Raw genomic sequence first — 25,446 nt, 5'->3', positions numbered from 1 at the left:
GGCCGCCGTCGACGCAGGCCGCGGTGTCTGTCGGCTCCGGACTCCGGGTCAGAGACGCACCTGGGTCAGAGACGCACCCGACGCAGGAGCTGGGCGTTGATCGCGACCACGATCGTGGACAGCGACATCAGCACCGCGCCGAACGCCGGGGACACGACCACCCCGAGACCGATGGCCACGCCCGCCGCGAGCGGGAGCGCGATCACGTTGTAGCCGGTGGCCCACGCCAGGTTCTGCAGCATCTTGCGGTAGGTGGCGGTCGAGAGCGTGATCACCTTGGCGACACCGCGCGGATCGCTGGAGGCGAGCACGACCCCGGCGGACTCGATCGCGACGTCGGTTCCTGCACCGATGGCGATGCCGACATCCGCCTGCGCGAGCGCAGGAGCATCGTTGACTCCGTCGCCGACCATCGCGACGCGCGAGCCGTCGGACTGCAGGCGCGCCACGGTCCCGGACTTGTCGCCGGGAAGCACCTCGGCGAACACCTCGTCGATGCCGAGCTCCGCGGCGACGGCCTCGGCGACCGCGCGCGAATCGCCGGTCAGCATGGCGACACGGACACCACGATCGCGCAGCGAGCGCACTGCCTCCCGCGACTCGGGACGGATGACGTCGGCGAGCGCGATCATGCCGGCGACCCGGTCCTCCCGGAGGACGTACACGACCGTCTGGCCGGCGGCGGCGGCTCGGTCAGCCGCGGCCTGCACGGACTCCCCCGCCGTCAGTCCCCGCTCGGTGAGCAGGCGGGGAGCGCCTACGACGACCGTCTCGCCACCGACCGAGGCGGATGCGCCCCGACCGCCGAGCGCCTGGAACTCGGCGACCGGCGCGATCGTCAGCCCACGCAGGCGCGCCTCCCGGACGATGGCGGCCCCGATCGGGTGCTCCGCCGGAGCCTCCACCGCGGCGGCGAGCGCCAGCACGGCGGCCTCTGCTGCCTCCTCGGATCCGTCCTCGGCGGCCACTGCGGCGACGCCCTGGCGGCCCTCGGTGAGCGTGCCGGTCTTGTCGAAGAGCACGACATCCACTCGGCGGGCGTCCTCCATGGCGTGCCGGTCACGGATCAGAAGGCCGTTCCGGGCGCCGAGGGCGGTGGAGATCTGCGCGACGAGCGGGATGGCCAGTCCCAGCGCGTGCGGGCAGGCGATGATCAGGACCGTGACGACGCGCTCGAGCACGAACGACGGGTCGCCCGGGCGCAGCAGGGTCCAGGTGATCAGCGTCACGGTGGCGACGGCGAGCGCGACGTAGAACAGCCAGGCGGCGGCGCGGTCGGCCAGCACCTGGGTGCCCGACTTGCTTGCCTGGGCGTCGGAGACGAGCTTCATGATGCCCGCGAGCGCGGTGTCGCCGCCGGTACGCGTCACCCGGACCACGAGCGAGCCACTGCCCGAGATGCTTCCGGCGACCACCTGCTCCCCCGAGCCGCGTGTCACCGGCTTTGATTCTCCAGTCAGGAGGGACTCGTCCAGTTCGCTCCGGCCGTCGACGATCTCGCCGTCGGCGGGCACAGCAGACCCGGGACGCACGCGGACGAGGTCTCCCACCCGCAGATCGCTCACCGTGACGTGCTCCGGCTCGGCATGTACGTCGCCGACCCGCTCCGCCGTGTCGGGCAGCAACTTCGCGAGCTCGCCGAGAGCATCCTGGGCTCCCATCACCGCCGACATCTCGATCCAGTGCCCGAGCAGCATGATCAGGATGAGAGTGGCGAGCTCCCACCAGAAGTCCATGCCCGGCAGGCCCAGCGTCACCGCGAGGCTGTAGCCGAAGGCGACGACGATCGCGAGCGAGATCAGCGTCATCATCCCCGGCTGCTTGGCGCGCAGCTCGTCGACGGCTCCCCGGAGGAACACCAGACCGCCGTAGAAGAAGATGACGACGCCGAACAGCGCAGGGATGTACTGGCTGCCGGGGAACCGCGGACCATCGAGGCCCAGGATCTCCTGCAGCCCCTGCGAGAAGACGAGCGTCGGGATCGTCAGGACGAGCGTCAGCCAGAACTTCCGCCGGAAGATCGCCGGGTCGTGGCCGGCGTGGCCGGAATGGTCGTGGCCCGCGTGACCGGAATGGTCCGAATGGTCGTGGCCTGCGTCCGTGCCGTGATGGTGCGCGTGCTCGTCATGGTGCGCGTGACCGGCGTGCGCCGAGTGGTCATGGTGCGCGTGCTCGTCGTGATGCGCGTGCTCGTCGTGATGTGACGGCTGCTGGATGGTCGTGGGCTCGTTCTTCTCGTCCATATCGGCTCCAACGGTACCCCCTAGGGGTATATTCCTCAACCGCGACTCGGACGACACCCCTACGCGCGCTCTGCTTGCGGATGCATCCCATTCGGTATTTTCTGGACCCATGAGACTCACCAAGTTCGAACATGCTGGCCTGCTCCTCGAACAGGACGGACAGAAGCTGTTCGTCGACCCCGGCAGCTTCACCTCGCCGCTGACGGACACCGCGAACGCGGTCGCCGTCGTGATCACGCACGAGCACCCGGACCACTGGACCCCGGAGCAACTGAACCGCGTGCGCGACCTCTCCCCCGAGGTGACGATCTACGGCCCGGAGGGCGTGGCGGCGGCAGCATCGGACTTCGACATCACGGTCGTCCACCCTGGCGACACGATCGACGCGGGACCGTTCACGCTGCGCTTCTTCGGTGGCAAGCACGCGGTGATCCATGAGAGCATCCCGGTCGTCGACAACGTCGGTGTGCTCATCAATGACTCCCTCTATTACGCGGGAGATTCCTTCTTCGTCCCGGAGGATGTCGAGGTCGACCTGCTGGCCGCCCCTGCCGGTGCGCCGTGGATGAAGGTCGCCGAGACCATGGACTACGTCCTCGCCGTGAAGCCCAAGCGCAGCTTCCCCGTCCACGAGATGGTCCTCTCGCGCGCGGGCAAGGACATGTCGAACGCGCGCCTCGCCTGGGCGACCGAGCAGAACGGCGGCACCTTCTACGCGCTGGAGCCCGGCGACTCTCTGGACGTCTGACCGTTGGAGCGACCGGCGGTCGTCTGGTTCCGCGACGACCTGCGCGTGGCCGACAATCCAGCACTGTCGGCGGCGGCGCAGTCGGGGCGCCCGGTGCTCTGCGTCTTCGTGTGGGACGAGGAGACGCCTGACCTCCGCGCGCCCGGCGGTGCCGGCCGTTGGTGGCTCCATCACAGCCTGCTGTCGCTCACGGAGTCGCTCGAACGGCTGGGCGCAGGTCTGACGATTCTGCGAGGCCCGAGCGAGCGCGTGATCGCGCTGCTGCTGGCCGAGACCGACGCGGAAGCGATCTTCTGGAACCGCCGCTACGGCGGGGTCGAGCGGCACATCGACGAAGCCGTGAAGACAGCCGCTCGGGATGCGGGACTCGAGGCAACGAGCTTCGGTGCGAACCTCCTCTTCGAACCCTGGACCGTCCGCACCGGCCAGGGCACCGCGTTCTCCGTCTACACACCGTTCTGGCGCGCGTGCCTGTCGGCGCCCGAGCCGCGCAAGCCGGGACCGGTCCCGCGCGTGCTGCACGGCGCGACGCCTCCTGCCTCCCTGGAAACCGTCGCGCTGGACGACCTCCGACTGCTCCCGACCCACCCCGACTGGGCCGCCGGCCTTCGCGAGGCGTGGACGCCGGGCGAAGAGGCCGCCCACGAGCAGTTGGAGCGCTTTCTCACCGAGGATGTGGGCTCCTATCGCGAGGAGCGCGATGTGCCCGGCGTCGAGGCCACCTCCCGCCTTTCGCCGCGGCTGCGCTGGGGAGAGCTCAGCCCGCACCAGGTCTGGCATGCGACGACGACGCGCCGCGACCGTGCCACAGCGGAGGGCAGCTCGACCTTCTTGGCGGAACTCGGCTGGCGCGAGTTCGCCTACCACACGCTCTTCGAGCATCCGGACCTGGCGACCGTGAACATCCATCGCGAGTACGACTCCTTTCCCTGGCCCCCGCTCGATGAGTCCGCACTGGGGGCATGGCAACAGGGTCGCACCGGCGTTCCGCTGGTGGATGCGGGGATGCGGGAACTGTGGACAACCGGCGTCATGCACAACCGTGTGCGCATGGTGACCGCGTCATTCCTCATCAAGAACCTGCTCATCGACTGGCGCCTGGGCGAGCAGTGGTTCTGGGACACGCTGGTGGACGCCGACCCGGCCAACAACGCCTTCAACTGGCAGTGGATCGCCGGAAGCGGAGCCGACGCGGCCCCGTATTTCCGCGTGTTCAACCCGGAGTTGCAGCGCGAGAAGTTCGACGGCCAGGGCGACTACGTGCGCCGCTGGGTGCCGGAGTGGGACACGCCTGAGTATCCCGAGCCGATCGTCGACCTGAAGGAGACACGCCGGGCTGCCCTCGCGGCCTACGACGCCGTCAAACGCTCACACTGACCTGTCAGCGACAGTGTCAGCGCCCGTGCTCGGCGAGGATCTGGTCGACGTCGATGCGCCGGAGCAGCGCCTCCCAGTCGAGTGTTCGCGCCTCGTCGGCGACCTCCTCCTCGGCGAGCACCTTGCCGTTGCGCTCGACCACCACGCCACGCGGCAGCATCCTGTTCAGTTCGGCGAGGATGGCGTCGTCGACGGCTTCCGTGTCGAAGTCGGCGCCGACCCGGGCGAAGTAGTCGCCGGAGACGGTGTAGGAGACGATCCCGGTTTCGATGCGGCTCATGCTCCGCATGCTAGCCCGTCCAGGTCGCCCGCCGTCAACCGCCGTCAATCGCGACCCACGCGCGTACAGTGCGCCGCATGACCGATCGACCGGATGAGACAGCCACCCCGCGTGACGCCGACGAACTGACCGACGCCGTCACCGAGCTCGGCCCCACCGACACCGACCGCCTGGAGACGGTGCAGGAGCGCAACGAGTCGCTCGAGGAGCGCCTGCCCGGCCCCGAGGACCTTCCCCGCACGCAGGGCTCCCCCGGTCAGGGGTAGCCGCTCCGATCTGGCCCCGGCCGGGGACTGGGTGCGGCCCACCGCGGTCGGTACGTTCGTGGAGTGAGCGGACAGCGGATGCGCGACCGAGCCCCGGGGGCTGCGGTGATGGAGCAGGTCGTGCGGCTGCAGGAGGCCTCGCCCCGCCGCTCACCGCTCGCGCGCGCCTTCGGCGTCGACCCGCTGCCACAGGATGCCCATCCCTGGTTCTCCGGCGCTCTCGGCGAGCGCGAGGTCGGTGCTGCGCTGACACGCCTGCCGCACGGCTGGAGTGCGTTCCACGCGGTCCCTGTCGGCTCGGGCGAAGCGGATGTCGACCACCTGGTCGTCGGGCCGGGCGGCGTCTTCGTCGTCAACACCAAGCACCACCGCGGCGCACAGGTGACGGTCTACCAGCGCGCGATCTGGGTGAACGGGGTCAAGCAGCCGTACCTGCGGAACTCCGACCTCGAAGTCGCACGCATCCGCGGCCTGCTGTTACGCGCCGGAATCGACACGCCCATGCATCCCGTCATCGCCGTCGTCGGCGCGAAGGAGGTCCGCTTCCGGCAGCAGCCGGCGCGGGCGACCCTGCTGCGTGCCGAGTCCCTGGTGCGCTGGCTGAACAGACGACCTGTCTCGCTGGATGCGGAGACCGTCGCGCAGGTCGCACGCCTCTTCGACGACCCGGCGAGCTGGCGTCCGTTGGAGCCGCGGGCGGACACCACGGAGCGCTTCTGCGCGATCGAGCGCGAGGTGCGGAGCGCACAGCTCGTGCGTGCGGGCTGGGGCGTGGCCGGTGGGCTCGGGATGGTCGCGGTGGCGCTGCCGTTCCTGCCGCACTAGCCGCGCGGCAGCGGGCGACCCCGTCGGCCAGCCCCGTCAGGCAGCCCCGTCAGGCGACGCGCGCGGTGGTGCGCATCGTGAGCACGACGGCGCCGTCGGCCTCGGTCGACTCGAGCCGCACCTCCACACCGGCAAGTTCCACCAGCGACCGCAGGTGCGTGCCGCCACAGGGGATCTCCACCGCGCCCTCCGGCAGTTCGGCGCGCCAATACCGCCGGTCGCCGAGTCCCAGCCGGCCGCCGTCGCGGACGATCGTCACCGCAGCTCCCGTGGCGACCCACCCGGCGAGTGTCCGGTCGACGGCATCGGTGATCCCGTCCAGACCCGTCGCGAGTTCTGCGGCGGCGAATCCCTTCTTCCGCAGGCTCTTGCCGATGCGGTACTCGTCGACGGAACCGCCCTCCAGGATGCGCGAGCTCGTGATGGCGAGCTGGTCGAAGTTCGGTCGGCCGCGGCCATCCAGCGGTACGTCCTTCGTCCACAGACCGGACAGCGCCTCGTTGAGGGCGAGGGATGCGAGGTGGCACGCCGTGTGGCCGGCCGACAGCGCGCGGCGACGGGCCGCGTCGACGCTCACCGCGACCGCGTCCCCTTCGGCGAGGCCGGTCGCGTCGTCGACGAGATGGCAGACGACGAATGCCCAGCCCTCCGTTCCGGTGCGCACAGGCGCGTCGCCGACGTGCAGCGCCGTGCCGTCGGTGGCTCCCACGAGGGCGTCCACCACCGCGTAGCTGCGGCCGCCGGCTGTCAGTATCCCCTCGTCGGCAGGCTGGTCGGGCCACACCGCGTCGACGGGATGGAAGGCCGTGCGGTCGAGGACCACCGCCGTGCGCCCGTCGGCCAGCGGCTCGAGGTGGAGCACGGTGCCGGTGGAGGTGAGGTCGCCGTCGGGGTACGTGACGGCGGTGTCAGTGCTGGGGAGCGTCATCCCTCCAGCCTAAGCGGCGGCGTTCGGGATGGGGTCGGTGGCGGCGCAGCGCCCGCGTACGGCACGATGAGGGCATGGCGAACACCGGCGACCAGCCCTGGCAGCGCGTCCCCATCGACCCCCAGAGCGTCGACGCTCCGCTCTCGCGCGCGGCCGTCTTCCTGGTCGTGACCGTCGGCGACACCCCGGAGGCGCTGGCCGCCGTGAAGGATGTGCTCGGCGGGATCACCGACCAGGTGAAGACCGTCGGCTTCCGCGACCTCGGCGCGCGGCTCTCCTGCAACGTCGGGATCGGCGCCGACCTCTGGCGGCGCATCACCGACACCCCGCCGCCGCGCGAGCTGCACCCGTTCCGCGAGATCGCGGGTCCGGTGCACACCGCCGTGTCGACGCCCGGCGACCTGCTGTTCCACATCCGTGCCGAGCGCTCCGACTTCACCTTCGAGTTGGAGCGCCAGCTGCTCGACTCGCTCGGCGACGCCGTCCAGGTAGTGGATGAGGTGACCGGCTTCCGCTACTTCGACGCCCGCGACCTGCTCGGGTTCGTCGATGGCACGGCCAACCCGGCCGGCGGCGACATGGCCGACGCCACCACGGTCGGCGATGAGGACCCGGAGCACGCCGGCGGCAGCTACGTCGTCGTGCAGAAGTACCTCCATGACCTGTCCTCCTGGAGCCGACTGCCCGTTCCCTCGCAGGAGGGCGTCATCGGCCGCACCAAGGTGGAGAACATCGAGCTGGATGACGCCGAGCACGGCCAGAAGTCGCACAAGACCCTCGCGACGATCGTCGACGAGGCGGGGGTCGAGCACGACATCCTGCGCGACAACATGCCGTTCGGCCGGCCGGGCCACGGCGAGTACGGCACCTACTTCATCGGGTACTCCCGCGCGCTGTGGGTGATCGAGCGGATGCTCGAGCGCATGTTCGTGGGCGACCCGGAGGGCAGCTACGACCGCATCCTGGACTTCTCCACCGCGGCGACCGGCTCGACCTTCTTCGCGCCGACCCGGAGCTTCCTGGAGTCGCTCGGCAGCTGACCGCGCCGCCGCAACCGCACCTGGCCGAGGGCGATGCCCCCGAGCACGATCGCGAGCCCGGTCAGCTGGCGGCCGGTCAGCACCTCCCCGGCGACGAGCGCACCGAGCACGACTCCCGTGACGGGGTTGAGCAGCCCGATGAGCCCCACGGTCGCCGCCGGAAGGTGCCGGAGGCCGGCGAACCACGCGACGAAGGCCAGCGCGGTCGCGACGACGGTGACGTAGGCGAAGCCGGCGAAGGCGGCGCCGTCGAGCTGGGGCGGCGCGCCTTCGATCACGACAGCGAACGGCAGCATCAACAGGCCGCCGGCGAGCAGCTGCCAGGCGGTGGAGGCGACGATGTCCGTCGCACCCCAGCGGGTCGCGAGGGCGTAGCCCACCGCGGAGGAAACGAGGGCGAGCACCGCCAGCACGATTCCGATCGGGTCGACGGCGCCGGCGCCGCCGAAGAGCATGAGGCCGACGCCGGCGATCCCCGCCACTCCCCCAGCGAGTGCCAGGATGCGCGGCCGCTGCCCGAGCACGACTCGCGCCGCCGCCATCATCACGAGCGGCGAGGCGGCCATGACGGTCGCCGCCACGCCGGAGGGCAGCCGCTGGGCCACCGCGTAGACGAGAGCGAAGAAGCCGCCGGTGTTCAGCATCCCGAGCAGCGCGGCTCGCCACCACCAGGCGCCGTGCGGCCGTCGCGTGCTCAGGATGAGCAGCAGCAGCCCGGCGGGCAGCGCCCGGATGACCGCACCCCACAGCGGCTCCGCCGGGAGCACGGCGCGGGTCACGACGTAGGTCGAGCCCCAGGCGATCGGCGCGATGGCGGTGAGGAGCATCCAGCGCCAGGCGCTGCTCCGTAATGTATCTTCCATGGAAGTTACTTTAGCTTCCATGGAAGGTATTGTGAAGGGATGGACTCCCCCACCGACGCCGTCGCCCGCATCCAAGACGAATGGAGGCGCGCGCGACCCGACCTGGACGTCTCCCCGCAGGGCGTCATCGGGCGACTGCACCGCGTCGCCGCGCGGCTGACCGACGAGCTGGTCGCCGTTTACGACGCCCACGGTCTCGCCGAGGGCGACTTCGACGTCCTCGCGACCCTCCGCCGCGCAGGCGAGCCGTACGAGCGCACACCGAGCGAGCTGGCCGAGCACACGATGATCACCACCGGCGGGATGTCGAAGCGCATCGACCGCCTGGAACGCGCGGGACTCGTCGCCCGGCGGGCGTCGGAGACCGACGGTCGCGGCCGCGTAGTCGCGCTCACCCGTCGCGGCCGGGAGACCATCGACTCCGCCTTCACCGACCACATCGCGAACGAGAGACGCCTCCTCGACCAGCTGACCAGCCGGGATGCGGCCGAGCTCGAGCGCATCCTCACCCACTGGCTCGCACGGCTCGAGCCCTGACGCCCCGCGGCGGAGCGCCCAAGTGGACCACGTAACGCGGCGAAGGCTTTCGCAACAGGTCGTCATCTTCGTGGCGGCGGCGTGCGCCCGCGCGGTAGAAACGGTCGATCATGTCGCGCATCTTCACGAGCAAGTTCAACCCGGGCCGAGCCCGCTGGGAGCTGGTCGTCACTCCCCAGGGAGACGTCTACGCGTTTCCGCTCACCTTGCCGATCGCCCAGCGGCAGGTGCTCGGCGGCCACCGGCGGTACCTCGTCGGGCGCGTCAGCAAGGGGGGTCAGGCGTGGACCGCGGCGGGGCCGTCGGGCCTCGTGTACGGGACGACGTTCCCGTCGCTGCCGTCGGCGCTGGAGGCGATTGCGGACGAGGTCGACCTGGCGCCCGTTCCCTAAGCGCCGACGTGCGGCGGCTATCGAAGGAGATCGGGCCCCGAATCTCCTTCGATTGGCAGTAGTGAAGGAGAATCGGCGGCGCGACGGCCGAATCTCCTTCGATAGCTAGGAGAAGAGGGGAAGGGCCGGGATCAGGCGGACTTGAGGAGGGCGTCCTCGAGGGCCACCCACGGCAGCATCGCGCACTTGACGCGCGTGACGTACTTCGAGACGCCGGCCAGCGCGACCGCGTCGCCCAGCAACTCCTCGTCGCCCTCCAACGCGCCCTTCGAGTGCATCAGCTCGCGGAAGGCGCCGATGGATGCGGCCAGCCGTTCGCGGTCCACATCCTCGACCAGGTCGCTCAGCAGCGAGGCCGAGGCCGTGGAGATCGAGCAGCCGTGGCCCTCCCAGCCGATCGCGAGGATGCGGCCGTCCGGCGCCGTGCGCACGCCGACGGTCACCTCGTCGCCGCAGGTGGGGTTGAACTGGTGCGAGCTGGCGGCCTCGTCGCCCGCGATCCCGTAGCCGTGCTTCTCGCGGGCGTGGTCGAGGATGACCTGCTGGTACAGGTTCTGCAGATCGCTCATCGGGTGGCTCCGTCCGCGACGCCGAAGAAGACACGGGCGTCGGCGATCGCCTCGATCGCGGCATCCACCTCGTCGGCGGTGTTATAGAGGTAGGTGCTGATGCGCGTGCTCGCCGTCGCGCCATACCGGCGGTGCACCGGCTGCGCGCAGTGGTGGCCGACGCGGACGGCGATGCCGCGGTCGTCGAGGAACTGTCCGACATCGTGCGCGTGGATGCCGTCCACGACGACGCTGGCGAGCCCCACCCGCGGGACGCCAGGACCGGGCCCGAGGATGCGGACACCCTCCAGCTGCCCGAGGCCCGCGAGCAGCCGCTCACCGAGCGCCTCCTCGTGCGCCTCGATCGCCGGCATCCCGACACCCTCGAGGTAGTCGACGGCGGCGGCCAGGGCGACGGCCTGCGACACGCGCTGCGTGCCCGCCTCGAAGCGCTGCGGCGCCGGGAGGTACTCGGCGCCTTCCAACGTCACTTGGGTGATCATCGAACCGCCGGTGAGGAAGGGCGGCAAAGCGTTCAGGAGTTCGCTGCGGCCGTACAGGGCGCCCACGCCGGTCGGCCCGAGCATCTTGTGGCCCGAGAACACGGCGAAGTCGACATCGAGCGCAGGGAGGTCGACCGCGAGGTGCGGGACGGACTGGCACGCGTCGAGCACGACCAGGGCGCCGTGCTCGTGCGCCAGGGCGACCAGCTCGGCGACCGGGTTGATGCCGCCGAGCACGTTGGAGACGTGGGCGAACGCGACGACGCGCGTGCGCGGTCCGATCAGTTCGGCGGCCTGGTCGAGGCGCAGCATCCCGTCGTCGGTGAGGCCGATGACGCGGAGGGTCGAGCCGGTGCGCGCGGCCAGCTCCTGCCACGGGATGAGGTTGGCGTGGTGCTCCGCCTCGGTCACGACGAGCTCGTCGCCGGGCCCGAGCCGGAACCTCTCGGCGGCCGCGCCTCCGCGACCGAGGGAAGCGTTCGACATCCCGTAGGCGAGAAGGTTGATCCCCTCGGTGGCGTTGGAGGTCCAGACGAGCTCGTCCGGCTGTGCGCCGACGAACGCGGCGACGCGGGCGCGGGCGTCCTCGAACAGCTCGGTGGCCTCCCCCGCCACGGTGTGAGCGCCGCGGTGGACTGCCGAGGTGTAGCGCTCGGCGAAGGCGCGTTCGGCGTCGAGCACCTGCCGCGGTTTCTGCGACGTGGCCCCGGAGTCCAGATAGACGAAGGGGTGACCATTCACCTCCCGGGAGAGGATCGGGAAGTCCGCACGGAGGGCGGCCGGGTCGAGAGTCGTGGAGCGCATACCGGTGACAACGTTACCGGGGCTCACTTCACTCCCGCTGAGTGTGTCGTCGCTGATTCGCTTCCCCTCGCGGACCCGTTTCGCTAGGCTGCTCCCGGCCCCCGGATGGGGGCAGACTCCCTGGCTCTGATCCGCAAAGGTGCGTCATGTCCGACTCTTCCCTCACATCCTCCCGCCTCCGCCGAGCGCTGATCGGCGCGGCGGGGGTCGTCGCCTTGGCGCTCGGCGTGGGCCTCGCCGACGCACCCGCGGCCCTCGCCTGGGATCCCGGCCACGGCGGAACCTCGCTCGCACCACGGACGACCTTCACCATGGCGCCGGACGGTTCCAGCGGCGCCACCCAGGGCGGCGAGGGCATCGCCAACATCGACTCCGTCAAGAAGACGATCGCCACGTACTACGGCGACCCCGGCACCGGCATCTCGAACAAGACCGACTCGCCCTACATCCGCGAGCTCGGCAGCATCCTCGGCCGCGAGAAGACCGAACTGAAGGCCGACTACGACCGCGCGGTGCAGCACGGCCAGAAGCCGGCGATCGTCTTCGACGCCGACGACACGACGCTGTGGACCTACGACATGGAAGTCGCGGACATGCACTTCACCTTCAACCCGGCAGAGCAGGATGTGTGGGTCCAGGGCCAGCGCTTCCCCGCGACTCCCGGCATGGTCGACTTCGTGAACCAGGCCGCCGCGATGGGCTACACGGTGTTCGGACTGACCGGCCGCAACGACAACCAGAAGGCCGCGACCCTCGGCAACCTCGCCAAGGTCGGCTACACGGCCTTCACCTCCGACCGCTTCTACACGAAGTGGACGGGCACCGGCACCTCGCAGCAGCCCTCGTATGTGACCTGCGCGGCGGCCAGCTGCACGACGGTCGAGTACAAGGCGCTGACGCGTAAGCACATCCAGGATCTCGGCTACACCGTCACGCTCAATGTCGGCGACCAGTGGTCCGACCTGCAGGGCGGGTACGCCCAGGAGGCGCTCAAGCTGCCGAACCCGACGTACTACCTGCCGTCGGCCGATCTGCCCGGCGTCTCCGAGCCGCGTCTCGCTCCCCGGACGCACTTCACGATGGCCCCGGACGGCTCCAGCGGCGCCACCCAGGGCGGCGAGGGCATCCCGAACATCGACTCGGTCAAGAAGACCATCGCCACCTACTACGGCGACCCCGGCACCGGCATCGCGAACAAGACCGACTCGCCGTACATCCGTGAACTGCGCTCGATCGTCCAGCGCCAGGCGCCGGTCCTCGCCGCCACCTGCTTCGTCGAGAAGAAGCTGCACAAGAACCCGGCGATCGTGCTCGACACCGACGACACGACGCTGTGGACCTACGACATGGAGGTGGCGGACATGCACTTCACCTTCGACCCGGTCGAGCAGAACGTCTGGGTGCAGGAGCAGCGTTTCCCGGCCACACCGCACATGACGACGCTGGCGGCGGTCGCCCAGAAGGCCGGCTGCACCCTGATCGGGCTGACCGGTCGCAACGACGACCAGAAGGCGGCCACGCTCGGCAACCTGGCGAAGGTCGGCTACACCGGCTTCACCGCGCAGAACTTCTACACCAAGTGGACGGGTGTGGGCGCCTCCCAGCAGCCCGCATACGTCAGCTGCGCTACCGCGAAGTGCACGACCATCGAGTACAAGTCGCAGACGCGAGCGCACATCGAGTCGCCGTCTGGCGGCCGGTATGACATCGTCGCCAACTTCGGTGACCAGTACAGCGACCTCATCGGCGGCCACGCCGACCGCGCGGTGAAGCTGCCGAACCCGACGTACTACCTGCCGTAGCCGCCCGTCCGCTCGACCGCTCGTCTGGTCGATCGGCCCCGGTAGGCTCGGGGCATGGTCGAGCGGACGAACGGTTCCCCCTGGTTCTTCATCCTCGGGATCGCCCTCGTCGTGGTCGGCCTCGCCGGCCCGCTGCTGGTGGATGCGGTGACCTCCGACGTGAACTGGCTCATCCGCGGCGCCGGCGTGCTGGTCGCCATCGGCGGCGGGGTGCTCATCGGTTTCGGGGTGCGCAGGCGGCACGGGCGCTGACGGGGAGACTACGCTTCGTGCCATGAGCACGGTCACGTCTTCCGACGGAACATCCATCGCCTACGAGCTCGATGGGAGCGGCCCCGCGATCGTGCTGATCGACGGCGCCATGTGCTTCCGCGACGCCGGACCCATGCGGCCCATCGCGCAAGCGCTGCGCCAGCGCACGTCGGTGGTCCTCTACGACCGCCGCGGCCGCGGAGCGAGCGCCGACCGGCTGGCCGACCCCGCGGCCCGGGCCGACGCCGTCGCACGCGAGATGGACGACATCGCCGCACTGGTGGAGGCAGCGGGCGGCTCGGCCACGCTGTTCGGGATGTCGTCCGGCGGCGCACTCGCGCTGGCGGCGACCGCGGCGCTCGGCCCCGCACGCGTGCCTCGCGTCGCCGTCTACGAACCTCCGTACCTTCCCGACCCGATGCTGTCCTCCGCCGAGGGCTACACCCACGACCTCCTCGCGGCGCTCGCCGCAGGCGACCGGGCGGGCGCGGTCGAGCTGTTCCTCCGCCGCGTCGGCGTGCCCGAGGCCGGCATCGAGGGGATGCGGAACTCCCCCGGGTGGGACGCCACCCTCGCCCTCGCACCGACGCTCGCTTACGACGACGCCGCGATGGGTGACAGCCGCGTCCCGGATGAGCTCTTGCAGGCGATCAGCGTGCCGGTGCTCGGCTTGGCCGGGGAGCAGAGCCCCGGTTTCCTGCGGTTCGGTGCGGAAGGCGTCGCCGCAAGCTCACAGGACGGGACGTTCGAGGTTGTGGCCGGTCAGACCCACGACGTGTCGGCCGATGCGGTCGCTCCGCACCTGATCCGCTTCGTCGTGGGCTGACCGGCTGCGCCTCAGCCGCGGACGGCGTCGACCGGCTCCCGCCGGCCGGAGAGTCCGCGGATGGGACTCGCCGCCTGCTCGGCCTCATGGTCAGGGCCCAGCGGGATGCCCGTGCGGTCACGGAGCACCAGCGTCGCGAGGAGCCCGATCACGGTCATACCCGCGAGGTACCAGGTCACCGACAGGGTGGTCCCGGTCGCCTGCACCAGCGCGGTCGCGATCGTCGGGGCGAACGCACCGCCGAGGATCGCGCCGATCGCGTACGAGATCGAGACGCCCGAGAAGCGGATGGACGCCGGGAACAGTTCCGAGTACAGCGCCGCCTGCGGGCCGTACGTGAAGCCGAGGCCGATCGTGAGGATCGCAAGTCCGAGGAACAGCATCCCGACGCTGCCCGAGTTGACCAGCGGGAACAGAGCGAACACGCCGATCAGCTGCAGGATCCATCCCACGATGTAGGTGTTGCGGCGGCCGATCCGGTCGCTCACCCAGCCGGCGAATGCCGTCGCCAGCAGCCAGGTCACCGCGGAGCCGGCGACCGCCCACAGCACCGGGCCGCGGTCGAGCTTCAGCGGGCCCTCCGGGTCGGTCGAGTAGTTCTGGATGTAACCACCGGTGGTCATGTAGCCGACCGCGTTGTTTCCGGCGAAGATGAACGCCGCCACGATCACGAGGAGGGCGTGCTTGCGGAACACCTGCACGATCGGCATGCGGGTGCGCTCGCGGCGCACCGCGATCTCGGTGAACACCGGGCTCTCCTCGACCCGGCGGCGCACCCAGTAGCCGATGGCGATCAGCACTACCGAGAGGAGGAACGGCACGCGCCAGCCCCACGCGAGGAAGGCGTCGCCCGGCGCGAGCTGCGTCATGATCGCCATCGCGCCGGAAGCGAGGAGCAGTCCGAGCGGGACGCCGATCTGCGGGGACGCTCCGAACAGGCCGCGCTTGGCGGTGGGGGCGTGCTCGACGGCCATCAGGACCGCGCCGCCCCACTCGCCGCCGGCCGAGATGCCCTGTAGCACGCGCAGCAGCACGAGCAGGATGGGCGCGGCGATGCCGATGGCCTCATACGTGGGCAGCAGGCCGACCAGGGCTGTGGAGAGGCCCATCAGGATCAGCGTGGCCACGAGCACGACTCTGCGGCCGTACCGGTCGCCGAAGTGACCGGCGAGGAACGCGCCGAGCGGCCGGAACAGGAAGCTCACGCCGACCGTCAGAAACGCCAGCATGGTTGCGAACTGCGGTCCGGCCGGCGCGAAGAACAGCTGGCCGAAGACCAGGCCGGCGGCCGACGCGTAGATGAAGAAGTCGTACCACTCGACGGTGGTGCCGATCACGGTTGCGAAGACGACCCTGCGGCGATCCTTCTGAGATCGGATGCTGCCGGTGGGCGTGAAGGGGGATGCGCTCATCGTTGTGTTCTCCCGGGGTGGTGCGACGTCGTTGTCACGGAGCGGCGCTCCGATTTCGCCAATGATATACGATTTCGGATCCGACGCAATGGGGCTGACCGCATCCCCGGACCCCCTGTTGCGCCGGGCGCCGAGTGCAACAGAATGCGTGCATGGACGCGGCACCCCGCGTGATCCGAACGCCCGACCAGAGGCTGCGGGTCTTCGTCAGTTCGACCCTCAAGGAGCTCGCCCCCGAACGCCGGGCTGCGCGGGCCGCCATAGAGCGCCTGCACCTCGCCCCGGTCATGTTCGAGCTGGGCGCGCGGCCGCATCCACCGCGCGAGCTGTACCGGGCTTACCTCGACCAGAGCGACGTCTTCGTCGGGCTGTATTGGGAGCGCTATGGATGGGTCGCTCCCGACGAGGAGGTGTCGGGGCTGGAGGACGAGTACAACCTGTGCCCGCCCGACCTCCCCCGCCTGATCTACATCAAGGACCCGGCGCCCGCCCGGGAGGAGCGGCTCACCGAACTGCTGAACCGCATCCGCTCCGACGACCGCGCGTCGTTCAAGTACATCGAGTCGGCGCAGGAGCTGGAGGTGCTGCTGGAGGCGGACCTCGCCACCATGCTCGCCGAGCGGTTCGAGCTCAGCCGGATCGACTCGGGCCGAGAGCGCCCGAGTGACGAACCCCCGCCGGCGCGCGCTCCATCGCTCCCGTCGCCGCTGACGCGGCTGGTCGGCCGGACCGACGACATCGCCGCCGTGCGCGCGATGCTCGCCGACGGCGCCCGGCTCGTCACCATCACCGGGCCGGGCGGGATCGGGAAGAGCCGGCTCGCGATCGCCACGGCCGCCGGCCTCGGCGAGAGATTCCCCGACGGCGCAGTGTTCGTCGATCTCGCGCCCGCACACGACCGGAATGCCGTGACGGCGGCGCTCGCCCAGGCGCTCGGCGTGCGCGACACCGGCGACGCACCGCTCTTCGACAAGGTGACCACGGCAGTCCGCGACCGGCGGGTGCTGCTGGTGCTCGACAACTTCGAACAGGCGCTCGCGGCGGCACCGGCGGTCACCGAGTTGCTCGCGGCAGCCCCCGGGGTCAGCGCGATCGTCACCAGCCGGTCGCTGCTGCGGGTGGGCGGCGAGCGACGTTACGAACTCGACCCTCTTCCCTCCGACGACGCCATGCGCCTGTTCGTCGAGAGGGCGCACGCGGTGCGTCCCGACTTCGAGATCACGCCGGCGAACTCCGACGACGTTGGCAGGATCTGCTCGGCGCTGGACGGGGTCCCGCTCGCGATCGAGCTCGGTGCTGCGCGCATCCGGGTGCTTCCGCCCGCAGAACTCGCGCGTCGCCTCGACCGGCGGCTCCCGCTGCTCGTCGGCGGTGCTCGAGACCTGCCGGAGCGCCAGCGGACCTTGCGCGCCACCATCGAGTGGAGCGCGCAGCTCCTCGACGAGCCCGAGCGCGTCCTGCTCGCCCGGCTCGGCGTCTTCCAGGGCGGATTCACGCTGGAGGCGGCCGAGGCGGTCGACGCCGCCGTCCGGGAGGTGGCCGACGAGGAGCCCGGGGATGATGTGCTCTCGGCGCTCGGCGCCCTGGTCGACAACAGCCTCGTCCGCCAGCACGACGACGCCCACGAGGCCCGGTTCTCGCTGCTGGCTACCGTCCGCGAGTACGCGGTGGAGCGGCTGGAGGAGGAGGGTGAGCTTGCCCGGGCCCGCGACGCCCACGCCTCCTATTTCGTCACCCTCGGCGACCGTGCCGATGACGCGCTGGAGCACGCCGCCCAGCACGACTGGGTGGTGCGGTTGAGCGCGGACACCGGCAACCTCCGCGCGGCGGTGCGGCACCTGCTCGACGAGCGGGAGTGGGAGCGAGCCGCCCACTTCGCCTGGAGCCTCTACCTGTACTGGTGGGTCGCGGGGCTCCTCGGCGAGGTCCGCGGCTGGATGGACGAGTTGCTCGCCTCCGGCGACCCGCTGGATGACCGGACTCGCGCGATCGCCCTCTACTTCACGCAGGCGATCACCTTCTGGCAGGACCCGGAGGGAACGGTGGCGACCGCCCTCACCGAGAGTGCCGACCTGTTCCGGCGCACCGGGGACACCGACGGCGAGGCGCTCGCCCTCATCTCCTACGCGCTCGCCGTGCTCGCCTCCCCCGCACCGGACGACAGCGCGGCGAACGACGCGATGGACGCCAGCCTCGACCTCTTCCGCACCCGCGACGACCGCTGGGGTCAGGCGATGGCGCTGGTGATGCTCGGCAGGGTGGCATTGCTGCGCCAGCAGGTGGGGGATGCGCTGGCCCGTTTCGAGGAGAGCCTGACGCTCGCCCGCGACAACGGCGACGACCTGGGAGTCACGATCGCGCAGCACCACCGCGGCTGGGCGCGGCTCCTCCTCGGGGACGCGGCCGGTGCGACCTCCGACTTCTCGGCCTGCCTCGCCCTCTCCCGACGGCTCGGTCACGTCGAGGGGATCGCCTACGGGCTGGAGGGGATGGTCGCCGTCGCCGCCCTCGCCGGCGACGCCGAGCGGTCCGGTCGGCTGCTGGGCGCTTCCCGTGCCCTCCGCGAGCGCACGGGGCTGTACAACGCTCCGGTGTTCACGTTCCACCAGCTCTTCGTCGACGGGATGCTGGCGGCGGGCGCCGACCGGGACGCGTTCGACGCCGCCGTCACCGAGGGACGCCTCCTCGCGGCGGATGCCGTCGTGGAGCTGGCGGAAGGACGAGCGGCCGGATGAGCGACCGCATCCACCCGTACACTCGGCTGGTCGGGGCGATCATCCTCCCGTTCCTCGTCGCAGCCTTCGTGCTGCTTTACCCGCTCGCCGACACCACCGACCTGTTCTTCGCGTGGACGATCAAGCCGCCGATCACGGCCATGCTGCTCGGCAGCGCGTACGCCGGCGGCATCGTGTTCTTCGTGCATGTGGTGAGGCCCAACCGGTGGCGTTCGGTTCGCCACGGCTTCCCGGCGGTCCTGCTGTTCGCGACGCTGCTGGCTGCTGCGACCTTCCTGCACTGGGACCGCTTCCACTTCGGTCACCTGTCGTTCATCGTCTGGGTGACCCTGTACGTGCTCACGCCGTTCCTGGTGCTCGCCGCCATGATCGTGAACCGCGGCGAAGATCAGGGAGGGCTGATCGAGCAGGATGCCGTGCTGCCCGGGTGGGTGCGCATCCTGCTTGCCCTGATCGGCCTCTGCTCGCTGGTGACCGGTCTGGTGCTGTTCGTCGTCCCGCAGCTCGCCATCTCCGTGTGGGCGTGGCCGCTCACCCCACTGACCGCGCGAGTGTGCGGCGCCATCCTCACCCTCCCCGGCATGGTGAACGTGTGGATGCTCGGCGATGCCCGGTGGAGCGCGTTCCGGCAGATCTTCCAGGCGCAGCTCGTCGCGCTCGCGCTGATGCTGCTCGCGCTCGGCTTCCGCGCGGGCGAGCTGCTGTGGGAGCGGCCGTCGGCCGCGCTGTTCGTGGGCGGCCTCGGCGCGTCGTTCGTCGCCTACGTCGCCCTCTACGTGTGGGCCGAACGACACCGACGGTGAAAAGGCGCGGCGCGGACCGCCCGAGGTCCGCACCGCGCCTGCTCCACGCCCGCCTGTTCTCTTGCCGGGGGCGGGTTACTTCCGGAGGAAGGCGAGGAGCGCCTCGGTGACTTCGGCCGCGTGCGTCCAGAGCAGGCCGTGCGGCGCGCCCTCGACCTCCACGTAGTCCGCCTCGGGGAGAAGCGCGTGGAAGGGACGCGCGGTGGCGTCGATCGGGAGGATGTTGTCGGCGGTGCCGTGCAGGATGAGCGCAGGGACGTCGATCTTCGCGATGTCGGCCCGGAAATCGGTGAACCACGTCAGCGGTGCCGCTGCCGAGGCGACCGCTCCGCTGCCCGCGGCGATGTTCCAGCTGTTGCGCACGGCCTCCTCGCTGATGCGGGTGCCCAGGTTCTCGTCGAGGTTGTAGAAGTCCTTATAGAACTGGGTGAAGTAGGCGTAGCGGTCCGCCTTCACCGCCTCCACGATGCCCTCGAAGAATTCGCGCGGCGCGGCGCCGGCCGGGTTGTCGTCCGTCTTCAGGAGGAACGGCTCGAGCGAGGCGAGGAACGCGACCTTGGCGATGCGCTCCGAGCCGTAACGGCCGAGGTACCGACCGACCTCGCCCGTGCCCATGGAGAACCCGACGAGCACGGCATCCCGGAGGTCGAGCGTTTCGAGCACGACCTGGAGGTCGGCGGCGAACGTGTCGTAGTCGTAGCCGGTGCTCGCCTGGCTCGACTGGCCGAAGCCGCGACGGTCGTACGTGATGACGCGGTAGCCGGCCTCGAGCAGCGCAGCCGACTGCTTCTCCCAGGAGTGACCGTCCAGCGGGAAGCCGTGGATGAGCACGACCGGCTGCCCGCTTCCGTGGTCCTCGTAATAGAGCTCGATCGGGGTGCTGTTCTCGGTTCCGACGGTGATGTACGACATCGTCGCGTTCCTTTCGTTCATCCGCTGCGGTGAGAACGATCGTTCTCGCCGGTGATGACGACTCTATGAGAACTATCGTTCTCAGTCAAGCTAGAATCGGAGTATGGTGGATGAAGAAACGCGCAGCCGGATCGTCGACGCCGCCGACGCCCTCTACTACGCACGCGGTTTCCACGCTGTCGGGATGGACCAGGTGCGGGATGCGGCCGGCGTCTCACTGCGCCGGCTCTACACGCTCTTCCCTTCCAAGGACGACCTCGTGCTCGCCGTGCTCGCCAAGCGCCACGACCTGTGGACCGACGGCGTGGCCGCTCGCGTCGCGACGGTCGCCGACCCGGAGGGAAAGCTCCTCGCGATCTACGACTACCTGTCGGACTGGTTCATCCAGGACACCTTCCGCGGCTGCGGGTTCATCAACGCCTTCGGAGAGCTGGGAGCCGCAGATCCGCGCGTCGCCGAGGCCGCCCGGCGCCACAAGGAGTCGTTCCAGGCGTTCGTCGCCGAGATCGCCGCGCAGGCGGGGGCATCCCCCGCGCTGGCCCCGCAGCTGGCGATCCTCGCCGAGGGTGCGCAGACGACCGCGGCGATCGCCGGCACCCCCGACGCTGCGGCCGACGCACGCGCGGCGGCGCAGGTGCTCATCCGGGCGGCGCTACCGGCCGGCGCGCACTGAGGGGCGCGCTGAGGGGCGCGGCTCGGTTCACCGTCCGGTCGGCCACGGATTGAAAAGAGTGACGCCGAAGCGCTCGAAGTCGCGCGTATTGCGCGTCACCACGACCAGCCTTCCCACTTCGGCCGTTGCTGCGATCAACGCGTCTCTCTCGGGCCGCGGATCGGGCACGTGGTAGGAGGCAGCGACGCTTGCGACCTCATGATCCACCGGCAGAATGCGCTCTCCGAAGAGCATCTGGACGTCATCCACCCAACGCCGGAGGTCCGCGCCGTGCGAAGGATCACTGCGCTCCTTCTGCGCCGTGCCCAGTTCGATCTCGAACATCGTCATCGCGGAGATGTACAGCGAATAGGGATTCTGCAGCTCGAGCCAGCGGATAACCGCCGGATCGGCGCGTTCAGGTCGCCGCGTCGCGCTGAGAGCGTCCGTATCGAGAAGCCACTTCACAGCTCGATCCGCTTCGCGTTGACCTGAGCGCGCGGGAACTCCATGTCGAAGTCTCCCCGCTCGTCCTGCCGGAGAAGATCGACGATGCTCCGAGTTCCGCCGGTGAGGCGCTCGTATTCGGCGTACGTCAGGAGCACGTACGACGGCTCGCCGCGGTCGGTGATGATGAGTGGCTCTGCTGCCGCGCTCCGCTTCGCCGCCGACGTGTCCTGATTGAATGCCCGCGCTGTGATGATGGCCATCTCGTCCCCTCGTATGTAGCTACGTAGAACCATATCAGGGTGCGCCCCGTTCCCCGGGCTATGAAGGCATTCACACCCACAGCACCTGGCCGAGGTGTACAGGAAGATATACGATCCACTCGGGGCGCATGCGTTCCTCCTCCGATGCCGAAGGGAGCCCACCGGTGCTCGACAGCCCGACCATCCAAGCCATCGCCGACGAACTCGCGACCGCCGAACGCGACCGGAAGACGGTCCCCCTGCTCACCGCCCGCCACCCCGAGATGACAGTGGAGGACTCCTACGCCGTTCAGAAGGTGTGGGTCGAGCGCGGTCTCGCCGACGGCCGCCGGCTCGTCGGCCGCAAGATCGGGCTGACCTCCAAGGTGATGCAGCAGGCGACCGGGATCACCGAGCCCGATTACGGCGCCATCTTCGCCGACATGGTCTACGAGACCGGCTCGGTCATCCCGTTCGATCAGTTCTCCAACGTCCGCATCGAGGTCGAGCTTGCCTTCGTGCTCGCGGAGCCGCTGGAGGGCCCCGACGTCACGCTGTTCGATGTGCTGAGCGCGAGCCGGTACGTCGTCCCGGCTCTCGAGATCCTGTCCTCGCGCATCGAGATGCAGGGCCGCACGATCGTCGACACCATCTCCGACAACGCCGCGATGGGCGGCATGGTCGTGGGCGGCAGGCCGGTGGCGGTGGATACGCTGGACCTTCGCTGGGTCTCCGCCCTGCTCTACCGCAACGAGACCATCGAGGAGTCCGGCGTCGCCGCCGCGGTGCTCGACCACCCGGCGACCGGCGTCGCGTGGCTGGCGAACAAGCTGGCCCAGCACGGCACGCGCCTCGAGGCCGGCGACATCGTCCTGGCCGGGTCGTTCACCCGACCGATGTGGGTGGAGCGCGGCGACACCGTCCACGCCGACTACGGAACCCTGGGAGCCGTCACATGCCGATTCGTCTGAACCCGTCGATGCACGAGCCGACGCCCACCTTCGCCGACCGGCTGCGGTCGGCCGACCGCACGCTGTACGGAATGTGGTCCTGCGCGGGAAGTCCGCTCGTGGCGGAGATCTGTGCCGGTAGCGGACTGGACATCGTCCTGGTCGACGGCGAACACTCCCCCGTAGGCCTCGAGTCGATCCTCGCCCAGCTGCAGGCAGTCGCCGCGTATCCGGCGGTGCCGCTCGTGCGTGCGCCGATCGGCGATCCGGTCCTCCTGAAGCAGCTGCTCGACCTCGGTGCGCAGAACATCCTGGTGCCGATGGTCGACAGCGTCGCCGAGGCCGAGGCGATGGTGCGGGCCGTCCGCTACCCGCCGCACGGCGTGCGCGGCGTCGGCAGCGCCCTGGCGCGTTCGTCGCGCTGGAGTCGCATCCCCGACTACCTCGCCCGCGCTAGCGACCTCGTGTCGCTGACGGTGCAGATCGAGACGGTGGAGGGACTCGAGGCCTCAGCCGGCATCGCGGCGGTCGAGGGCGTGGATGCGCTCCTCGTCGGCCCGGCGGACCTCGCTGCGTCGATGGGCCTGCTCGGGCAGCAGAACCACCCGGACGTGATCGCCGCCGTCGAGCGCGTGATCGCCGCGGGCCGGGCCGCGGGTACGCCGGTCGGCGTGAACGCCTTCGATCCGGCGACCGCCGATCGCTACGCGGCCGCGGGCGCGGCCTACGTCCTCGTCGGCGCCGACGTGACCCTGCTCGCCCGGGCGTCGGAGGCCCTGGCCGACCGCTTCATCCGGACCTCAGAGCCGGACGCGGGCTCCCCCGCCCCTGCCAGCTATTGAACGCATTGTCTGGAGAAGGGGAATCGTATATGATCTCGAATACGGTCCACCGGGACCCATCCCCGACGACGAGGAGCCGCCACCCGTGAGCGCCACCAGCCCGACCGGACTGCGAGAACAGGCCGGCAAGATCATCGCGGTGCACCTGAACTACCGCTCCCGCGCCGCGCAGCGGGGGCGCACCCCGGCCCAGCCGTCCTACTTCTTCAAACCCACCTCCTCCCTCGCCGCGACCGGCTCGGAACTCGAACGCCCGGCCGGGACCGAACTGCTCGCCTTCGAAGGCGAGATCGCCCTCATCATCGGCCGGCCCACGCGCCGCGTCTCGCCGGAGGACGGCTGGGCCGCCGTCTCGGGCGTGACCGCCGCCAACGACTTCGGCCTCTACGACCTGCGCGCCGCAGACAAAGGCTCGAATGTGCGCTCCAAGGGCGGCGACGGCTTCACGCCGGTCGGGCCCGGCGTCCTGGCCGCCGAGGACCTCGACCCCGATGCCCTCCGCGTCCGCACCTGGCTGAACGGCGAACTCGTGCAGGAGGGGACGACCGACGACCTGCTCTTCCCGTTCGGCCGGCTCATCGCCGACCTCTCGCAGTTGATGACCCTGGAACCCGGCGACATCATCCTCACCGGGACCCCCGCCGGCTCCTCTGTCACGCAGCCAGGCGACACGGTCGAGGTCGAAGTGGATGCGCCCACCGCGCCCGGCGCGCCCAGCACCGGCCGCCTGGTCACCCGCATCACCGAGGGCAGCATCCCGTTCGGCGACGTCGGGACGAAGCCCAGCCCCGACGACCATCAGCGCGCGGAGGCCTGGGGCACTCCGCCGGAACCCGCCTGGACCCTGACCGAGGAGCTGCGGGCCAAGCTGGCCAGCGTCGCCACCGCCACGCTCAGCTCGCAACTGCGCAAGCGCGGCCTGAACAACGTGTCCATCGACGGCCTCACCTCCACGCGTCCCGGCACCAAGGTGGTCGGCACCGCACGGACGCTGCGCTACATCCCCAACCGCGAAGACCTCTTCGCCGCTCACGGCGGCGGCTACAACGCCCAGAAGCGCGCCTTCGACGCCGTGGGCCCCGGCGAGGTGCTCGTCATCGAGGCCCGCGGCGAGCGCGGCAGCGGTACCGTCGGCGACGTGCTGGCCCTGCGCGCTCAGGTCAACGGTGCCGCCGGCATCGTCACCGACGGCGGGGTGCGCGACCTCGACGTGGTCGCTGCCCTCGACATCCCCACGTACCACAACGGCCCGCACCCCGCGGTGCTCGGCCGCAAGCACGTGCCCTGGGACACCGACGTGACCATCGCGTGCGGCGGAGCGGCCGTGCAGCCGGGCGACGTGATCGTGGGCGACGCGGACGGCCTCCTCGTCATCCCGCCGGGCCTCGTCGAAGAGGTCGTCGCCGATGCCCTCGAGCAGGAGCGCGAAGAGGAGTTCATCGCCGAGCAGGTCGCCCAGGGCGCCCCCGTCGACGGTCTCTTCCCGATGAACGCCGAATGGAAAGAGAGGTACCGCGCATGGTTGACGCAGCGCTGAAGACCGCGGCACCGAGCAAGTCGCAGCTGGCCTACGAGTTCATCCGCGCCCGGATCGACGACGGCCGGTACGTCTCCGGCTTCCGGCTCGTGCTCGGGCAGATCGCCGGCGAGCTCGACATCAGCGTCGTCCCCGTGCGCGAGGCGATCCGGCGGTTGGAGGCGGAGGGCCTGGTGACGTTCGAGAAGAACGTCGGGGCCCAGGTCGGCCTGCTGCAGGAGGCCGAGTACACCTACACCATGGAGACGCTGGCGCTCGTCGAGGGCGCAGCGACCCAGCTGTCCGCTCCCCTGCTGACCGCCGACCACATCGCCCGGGCGCGCGCGGTGAACCGCGAGATGATCGCGTGCCTCGACGACTTCATCCCGCACCGGTTCACTCAGCTCAACCAGGAATTCCACTCGGTGCTCTACGAGGAGTGCCCGAACCCGCACATCCTCGACCTCGTGCACCGCGGCTGGAACCGCCTGACGGTGCTTCGCGACTCCACCTTCAGCTTCGTGCCCGGCCGAGCCCGCGAGTCGGTCGACGAGCACGAGCAGATCCTCACGCTCATCGAATCCGGCGCGGAGGCGCTGGAGATCGAACTCGCCGCGCGTCGGCACCGGCTGGCCACGCTCCAGTCGTTGCACGCGTACCAGAGCGAGCACACGCAGCAGCACTGACCGTTTTCTACCGAC

At 70.3% G+C, this 25,446-nt stretch carries 27 protein-coding genes; 17 read left to right on the top strand and 10 right to left on the bottom strand.

What is annotated here, in order from left to right; all coding sequences use genetic code 11:
- Positions 1-65 precede the first annotated feature (65 nt).
- Positions 66-2,243 carry a heavy metal translocating P-type ATPase gene (locus AB7E03_RS02065; RefSeq protein ID WP_489938868.1) on the bottom strand — a complete coding sequence of 726 codons (2,178 nt, stop codon included), beginning with the start codon at positions 2,241-2,243 and terminating at the stop codon, positions 66-68.
- 109 nt (positions 2,244-2,352) lie between these two features.
- Between AB7E03_RS02065 and AB7E03_RS02060 the strand changes: the two genes are divergently transcribed.
- A complete protein-coding gene (locus AB7E03_RS02060) occupies positions 2,353-2,991 on the top strand; it encodes an MBL fold metallo-hydrolase (RefSeq protein ID WP_489938866.1) in 639 nt (212 codons plus the stop codon).
- A 3-nt stretch (positions 2,992-2,994) separates the two neighbouring features.
- Positions 2,995-4,368, top strand: coding sequence for a cryptochrome/photolyase family protein (locus AB7E03_RS02055; protein WP_489938864.1), 1,374 nt, complete (start codon positions 2,995-2,997; stop codon positions 4,366-4,368).
- Positions 4,369-4,384: 16 nt separating this feature from the next.
- On the opposite strand, the gene AB7E03_RS02050 is transcribed toward AB7E03_RS02055, so the two are convergent.
- Positions 4,385-4,648, bottom strand: a complete 264-nt coding sequence (locus AB7E03_RS02050) for a hypothetical protein (protein ID WP_489938862.1) — start codon at positions 4,646-4,648, stop codon at positions 4,385-4,387.
- A 77-nt stretch (positions 4,649-4,725) separates the two neighbouring features.
- Here AB7E03_RS02050 and AB7E03_RS02045 point away from each other — a divergent pair, with 77 nt between their 5' ends.
- A complete protein-coding gene (locus tag AB7E03_RS02045) occupies positions 4,726-4,914 on the top strand; it encodes a hypothetical protein (RefSeq protein WP_489938860.1) in 189 nt (62 codons plus the stop codon).
- A 63-nt stretch (positions 4,915-4,977) separates the two neighbouring features.
- On the top strand, positions 4,978-5,739 hold the full coding sequence (locus AB7E03_RS02040; RefSeq protein WP_489938858.1) for a nuclease-related domain-containing protein: 762 nt from the start codon (positions 4,978-4,980) through the stop codon (positions 5,737-5,739).
- A 49-nt stretch (positions 5,740-5,788) separates the two neighbouring features.
- Here AB7E03_RS02040 and AB7E03_RS02035 read toward each other — a convergent pair whose 3' ends face one another.
- The gene (locus tag AB7E03_RS02035) at positions 5,789-6,667 is read right to left on the bottom strand and encodes an alanyl-tRNA editing protein (RefSeq protein ID WP_489938856.1); all 879 of its coding nucleotides are present in this window, start codon (positions 6,665-6,667) and stop codon (positions 5,789-5,791) included.
- A gap of 74 nt (positions 6,668-6,741) precedes the next feature.
- Between AB7E03_RS02035 and AB7E03_RS02030 the strand changes: the two genes are divergently transcribed.
- On the top strand, positions 6,742-7,707 hold the full coding sequence (locus AB7E03_RS02030) for a Dyp-type peroxidase (RefSeq protein ID WP_489938854.1): 966 nt from the start codon (positions 6,742-6,744) through the stop codon (positions 7,705-7,707).
- Here the strand turns inward: AB7E03_RS02030 and AB7E03_RS02025 are convergent.
- Positions 7,617-8,570 (bottom strand): EamA family transporter, encoded by a 954-nt coding sequence (locus AB7E03_RS02025; protein WP_489938852.1) that lies wholly within the window; start codon positions 8,568-8,570, stop codon positions 7,617-7,619. The two genes, AB7E03_RS02030 and AB7E03_RS02025, sit on opposite strands and share 91 nt — an antisense overlap.
- A gap of 39 nt (positions 8,571-8,609) precedes the next feature.
- On the opposite strand from AB7E03_RS02025, the gene AB7E03_RS02020 reads away from it, so the two are divergent.
- On the top strand, positions 8,610-9,107 hold the full coding sequence (locus AB7E03_RS02020) for a MarR family winged helix-turn-helix transcriptional regulator (protein ID WP_489938850.1): 498 nt from the start codon (positions 8,610-8,612) through the stop codon (positions 9,105-9,107).
- Positions 9,108-9,217: 110 nt separating this feature from the next.
- Entirely contained in the window at positions 9,218-9,499 is a 282-nt protein-coding gene (locus tag AB7E03_RS02015; RefSeq protein ID WP_489938848.1) for a hypothetical protein, read from the top strand.
- A gap of 131 nt (positions 9,500-9,630) precedes the next feature.
- Here the strand turns inward: AB7E03_RS02015 and sufU are convergent, their stop codons facing one another.
- On the bottom strand, positions 9,631-10,068 hold the full coding sequence (gene sufU / locus AB7E03_RS02010; RefSeq protein WP_489938846.1) for a Fe-S cluster assembly sulfur transfer protein SufU: 438 nt from the start codon (positions 10,066-10,068) through the stop codon (positions 9,631-9,633).
- Positions 10,065-11,354, bottom strand: coding sequence for a SufS family cysteine desulfurase (locus tag AB7E03_RS02005; protein WP_489938844.1), 1,290 nt, complete (start codon positions 11,352-11,354; stop codon positions 10,065-10,067). The genes sufU and AB7E03_RS02005 overlap by 4 nt, the downstream gene beginning before the upstream one ends.
- Positions 11,355-11,500: 146 nt before the next feature.
- On the opposite strand from AB7E03_RS02005, the gene AB7E03_RS02000 reads away from it, so the two are divergent.
- Genes AB7E03_RS02000 through AB7E03_RS01990 form a run of 3 tightly spaced genes read left to right on the top strand, consistent with a single transcriptional unit; the run spans position 11,501 to position 14,234 of the window.
- Positions 11,501-13,156: an HAD family acid phosphatase gene (locus AB7E03_RS02000; protein WP_489938842.1), complete on the top strand. Its 1,656-nt coding sequence runs from the start codon at positions 11,501-11,503 to the stop codon at positions 13,154-13,156.
- A 54-nt stretch (positions 13,157-13,210) separates the two neighbouring features.
- Entirely contained in the window at positions 13,211-13,408 is a 198-nt protein-coding gene (locus tag AB7E03_RS01995) for a hypothetical protein (RefSeq protein WP_489938840.1), read from the top strand.
- A gap of 22 nt (positions 13,409-13,430) precedes the next feature.
- Positions 13,431-14,234, top strand: a complete 804-nt coding sequence (locus AB7E03_RS01990; RefSeq protein ID WP_489938838.1) for an alpha/beta fold hydrolase — start codon at positions 13,431-13,433, stop codon at positions 14,232-14,234.
- Positions 14,235-14,245: 11 nt separating this feature from the next.
- Here the strand turns inward: AB7E03_RS01990 and AB7E03_RS01985 are convergent, their stop codons facing one another.
- Positions 14,246-15,646 carry an MFS transporter gene (locus tag AB7E03_RS01985; RefSeq protein WP_489938836.1) on the bottom strand — a complete coding sequence of 467 codons (1,401 nt, stop codon included), beginning with the start codon at positions 15,644-15,646 and terminating at the stop codon, positions 14,246-14,248.
- Between the two features lie 152 nt (positions 15,647-15,798).
- Here AB7E03_RS01985 and AB7E03_RS01980 point away from each other — a divergent pair, with 152 nt between their 5' ends.
- Complete coding sequence (locus AB7E03_RS01980; RefSeq protein ID WP_489938834.1) at positions 15,799-18,381, top strand: DUF4062 domain-containing protein; 2,583 nt, start codon at positions 15,799-15,801, stop codon at positions 18,379-18,381.
- Positions 18,378-19,184, top strand: coding sequence for a hypothetical protein (locus AB7E03_RS01975; protein WP_489938832.1), 807 nt, complete (start codon positions 18,378-18,380; stop codon positions 19,182-19,184). Before AB7E03_RS01980 ends, AB7E03_RS01975 begins: the two co-directional genes overlap by 4 nt.
- A 75-nt stretch (positions 19,185-19,259) precedes the next feature.
- Here the strand turns inward: AB7E03_RS01975 and AB7E03_RS01970 are convergent, their stop codons facing one another.
- Positions 19,260-20,096, bottom strand: coding sequence for an alpha/beta fold hydrolase (locus tag AB7E03_RS01970; RefSeq protein ID WP_489938830.1), 837 nt, complete (start codon positions 20,094-20,096; stop codon positions 19,260-19,262).
- A gap of 103 nt (positions 20,097-20,199) precedes the next feature.
- Here AB7E03_RS01970 and AB7E03_RS01965 point away from each other — a divergent pair, with 103 nt between their 5' ends.
- Entirely contained in the window at positions 20,200-20,769 is a 570-nt protein-coding gene (locus tag AB7E03_RS01965) for a TetR/AcrR family transcriptional regulator (protein ID WP_489938828.1), read from the top strand.
- Positions 20,770-20,796: 27 nt separating this feature from the next.
- On the opposite strand, the gene AB7E03_RS01960 is transcribed toward AB7E03_RS01965, so the two are convergent.
- Positions 20,797-21,216, bottom strand: a complete 420-nt coding sequence (locus tag AB7E03_RS01960) for a type II toxin-antitoxin system VapC family toxin (RefSeq protein WP_489938826.1) — start codon at positions 21,214-21,216, stop codon at positions 20,797-20,799.
- Positions 21,213-21,458, bottom strand: coding sequence for a type II toxin-antitoxin system Phd/YefM family antitoxin (locus AB7E03_RS01955; RefSeq protein ID WP_489938824.1), 246 nt, complete (start codon positions 21,456-21,458; stop codon positions 21,213-21,215). Before AB7E03_RS01955 ends, AB7E03_RS01960 begins: the two co-directional genes overlap by 4 nt.
- 128 nt (positions 21,459-21,586) lie before the next feature.
- Between AB7E03_RS01955 and hpaH the strand changes: the two genes are divergently transcribed.
- The 4 genes from hpaH (at position 21,587) to AB7E03_RS01935 (ending at position 25,431) form a co-directional block, all read left to right on the top strand.
- Entirely contained in the window at positions 21,587-22,408 is an 822-nt protein-coding gene (gene hpaH / locus AB7E03_RS01950; RefSeq protein ID WP_489938822.1) for a 2-oxo-hept-4-ene-1,7-dioate hydratase, read from the top strand.
- Complete coding sequence (locus AB7E03_RS01945) at positions 22,393-23,229, top strand: HpcH/HpaI aldolase family protein (RefSeq protein WP_489938820.1); 837 nt, start codon at positions 22,393-22,395, stop codon at positions 23,227-23,229. Before hpaH ends, AB7E03_RS01945 begins: the two co-directional genes overlap by 16 nt.
- An 85-nt stretch (positions 23,230-23,314) precedes the next feature.
- Entirely contained in the window at positions 23,315-24,766 is a 1,452-nt protein-coding gene (locus tag AB7E03_RS01940) for a fumarylacetoacetate hydrolase family protein (protein ID WP_489938818.1), read from the top strand.
- Complete coding sequence (locus AB7E03_RS01935) at positions 24,748-25,431, top strand: GntR family transcriptional regulator (protein WP_489938816.1); 684 nt, start codon at positions 24,748-24,750, stop codon at positions 25,429-25,431. The genes AB7E03_RS01940 and AB7E03_RS01935 overlap by 19 nt, the downstream gene beginning before the upstream one ends.
- Positions 25,432-25,446 lie beyond the last annotated feature (15 nt).

This window comes from Leifsonia sp. RCC_180 (assembly GCF_058138205.1).
This window is presented reverse-complemented; position numbering and strand designations above follow the sequence as displayed.

What these genes read in the sequence shown, in the direction of transcription:
- AB7E03_RS02030 (WP_489938854.1), top strand. Translation starts at nt 6,742, where the DNA reads ATGGCGAACACCGGCGACCAGCCCTGGCAGCGCGTCCCCATCGACCCC.
- AB7E03_RS01945 (WP_489938820.1), top strand. Translation starts at nt 22,393, where the DNA reads ATGCCGATTCGTCTGAACCCGTCGATGCACGAGCCGACGCCCACCTTC.
- AB7E03_RS01970 (WP_489938830.1), bottom strand. Translation starts at nt 20,096, where the DNA reads ATGTCGTACATCACCGTCGGAACCGAGAACAGCACCCCGATCGAGCTC.
- AB7E03_RS02015 (WP_489938848.1), top strand. Translation starts at nt 9,218, where the DNA reads ATGTCGCGCATCTTCACGAGCAAGTTCAACCCGGGCCGAGCCCGCTGG.
- AB7E03_RS02060 (WP_489938866.1), top strand. Translation starts at nt 2,353, where the DNA reads ATGAGACTCACCAAGTTCGAACATGCTGGCCTGCTCCTCGAACAGGAC.
- AB7E03_RS02045 (WP_489938860.1), top strand. Translation starts at nt 4,726, where the DNA reads ATGACCGATCGACCGGATGAGACAGCCACCCCGCGTGACGCCGACGAA.
- AB7E03_RS02035 (WP_489938856.1), bottom strand. Translation starts at nt 6,667, where the DNA reads ATGACGCTCCCCAGCACTGACACCGCCGTCACGTACCCCGACGGCGAC.
- AB7E03_RS02000 (WP_489938842.1), top strand. Translation starts at nt 11,501, where the DNA reads ATGTCCGACTCTTCCCTCACATCCTCCCGCCTCCGCCGAGCGCTGATC.
- AB7E03_RS01990 (WP_489938838.1), top strand. Translation starts at nt 13,431, where the DNA reads ATGAGCACGGTCACGTCTTCCGACGGAACATCCATCGCCTACGAGCTC.
- AB7E03_RS02020 (WP_489938850.1), top strand. Translation starts at nt 8,610, where the DNA reads ATGGACTCCCCCACCGACGCCGTCGCCCGCATCCAAGACGAATGGAGG.
- AB7E03_RS01975 (WP_489938832.1), top strand. Translation starts at nt 18,378, where the DNA reads ATGAGCGACCGCATCCACCCGTACACTCGGCTGGTCGGGGCGATCATC.
- AB7E03_RS01995 (WP_489938840.1), top strand. Translation starts at nt 13,211, where the DNA reads ATGGTCGAGCGGACGAACGGTTCCCCCTGGTTCTTCATCCTCGGGATC.
- AB7E03_RS02005 (WP_489938844.1), bottom strand. Translation starts at nt 11,354, where the DNA reads ATGCGCTCCACGACTCTCGACCCGGCCGCCCTCCGTGCGGACTTCCCG.
- AB7E03_RS01965 (WP_489938828.1), top strand. Translation starts at nt 20,200, where the DNA reads ATGGTGGATGAAGAAACGCGCAGCCGGATCGTCGACGCCGCCGACGCC.
- AB7E03_RS01980 (WP_489938834.1), top strand. Translation starts at nt 15,799, where the DNA reads ATGGACGCGGCACCCCGCGTGATCCGAACGCCCGACCAGAGGCTGCGG.
- AB7E03_RS02050 (WP_489938862.1), bottom strand. Translation starts at nt 4,648, where the DNA reads ATGAGCCGCATCGAAACCGGGATCGTCTCCTACACCGTCTCCGGCGAC.
- sufU (WP_489938846.1), bottom strand. Translation starts at nt 10,068, where the DNA reads ATGAGCGATCTGCAGAACCTGTACCAGCAGGTCATCCTCGACCACGCC.
- AB7E03_RS01985 (WP_489938836.1), bottom strand. Translation starts at nt 15,646, where the DNA reads ATGAGCGCATCCCCCTTCACGCCCACCGGCAGCATCCGATCTCAGAAG.
- AB7E03_RS02025 (WP_489938852.1), bottom strand. Translation starts at nt 8,570, where the DNA reads ATGGAAGATACATTACGGAGCAGCGCCTGGCGCTGGATGCTCCTCACC.
- AB7E03_RS01955 (WP_489938824.1), bottom strand. Translation starts at nt 21,458, where the DNA reads ATGGCCATCATCACAGCGCGGGCATTCAATCAGGACACGTCGGCGGCG.
- AB7E03_RS01935 (WP_489938816.1), top strand. Translation starts at nt 24,748, where the DNA reads ATGGTTGACGCAGCGCTGAAGACCGCGGCACCGAGCAAGTCGCAGCTG.
- AB7E03_RS02065 (WP_489938868.1), bottom strand. Translation starts at nt 2,243, where the DNA reads ATGGACGAGAAGAACGAGCCCACGACCATCCAGCAGCCGTCACATCAC.
- hpaH (WP_489938822.1), top strand. Translation starts at nt 21,587, where the DNA reads ATGCGTTCCTCCTCCGATGCCGAAGGGAGCCCACCGGTGCTCGACAGC.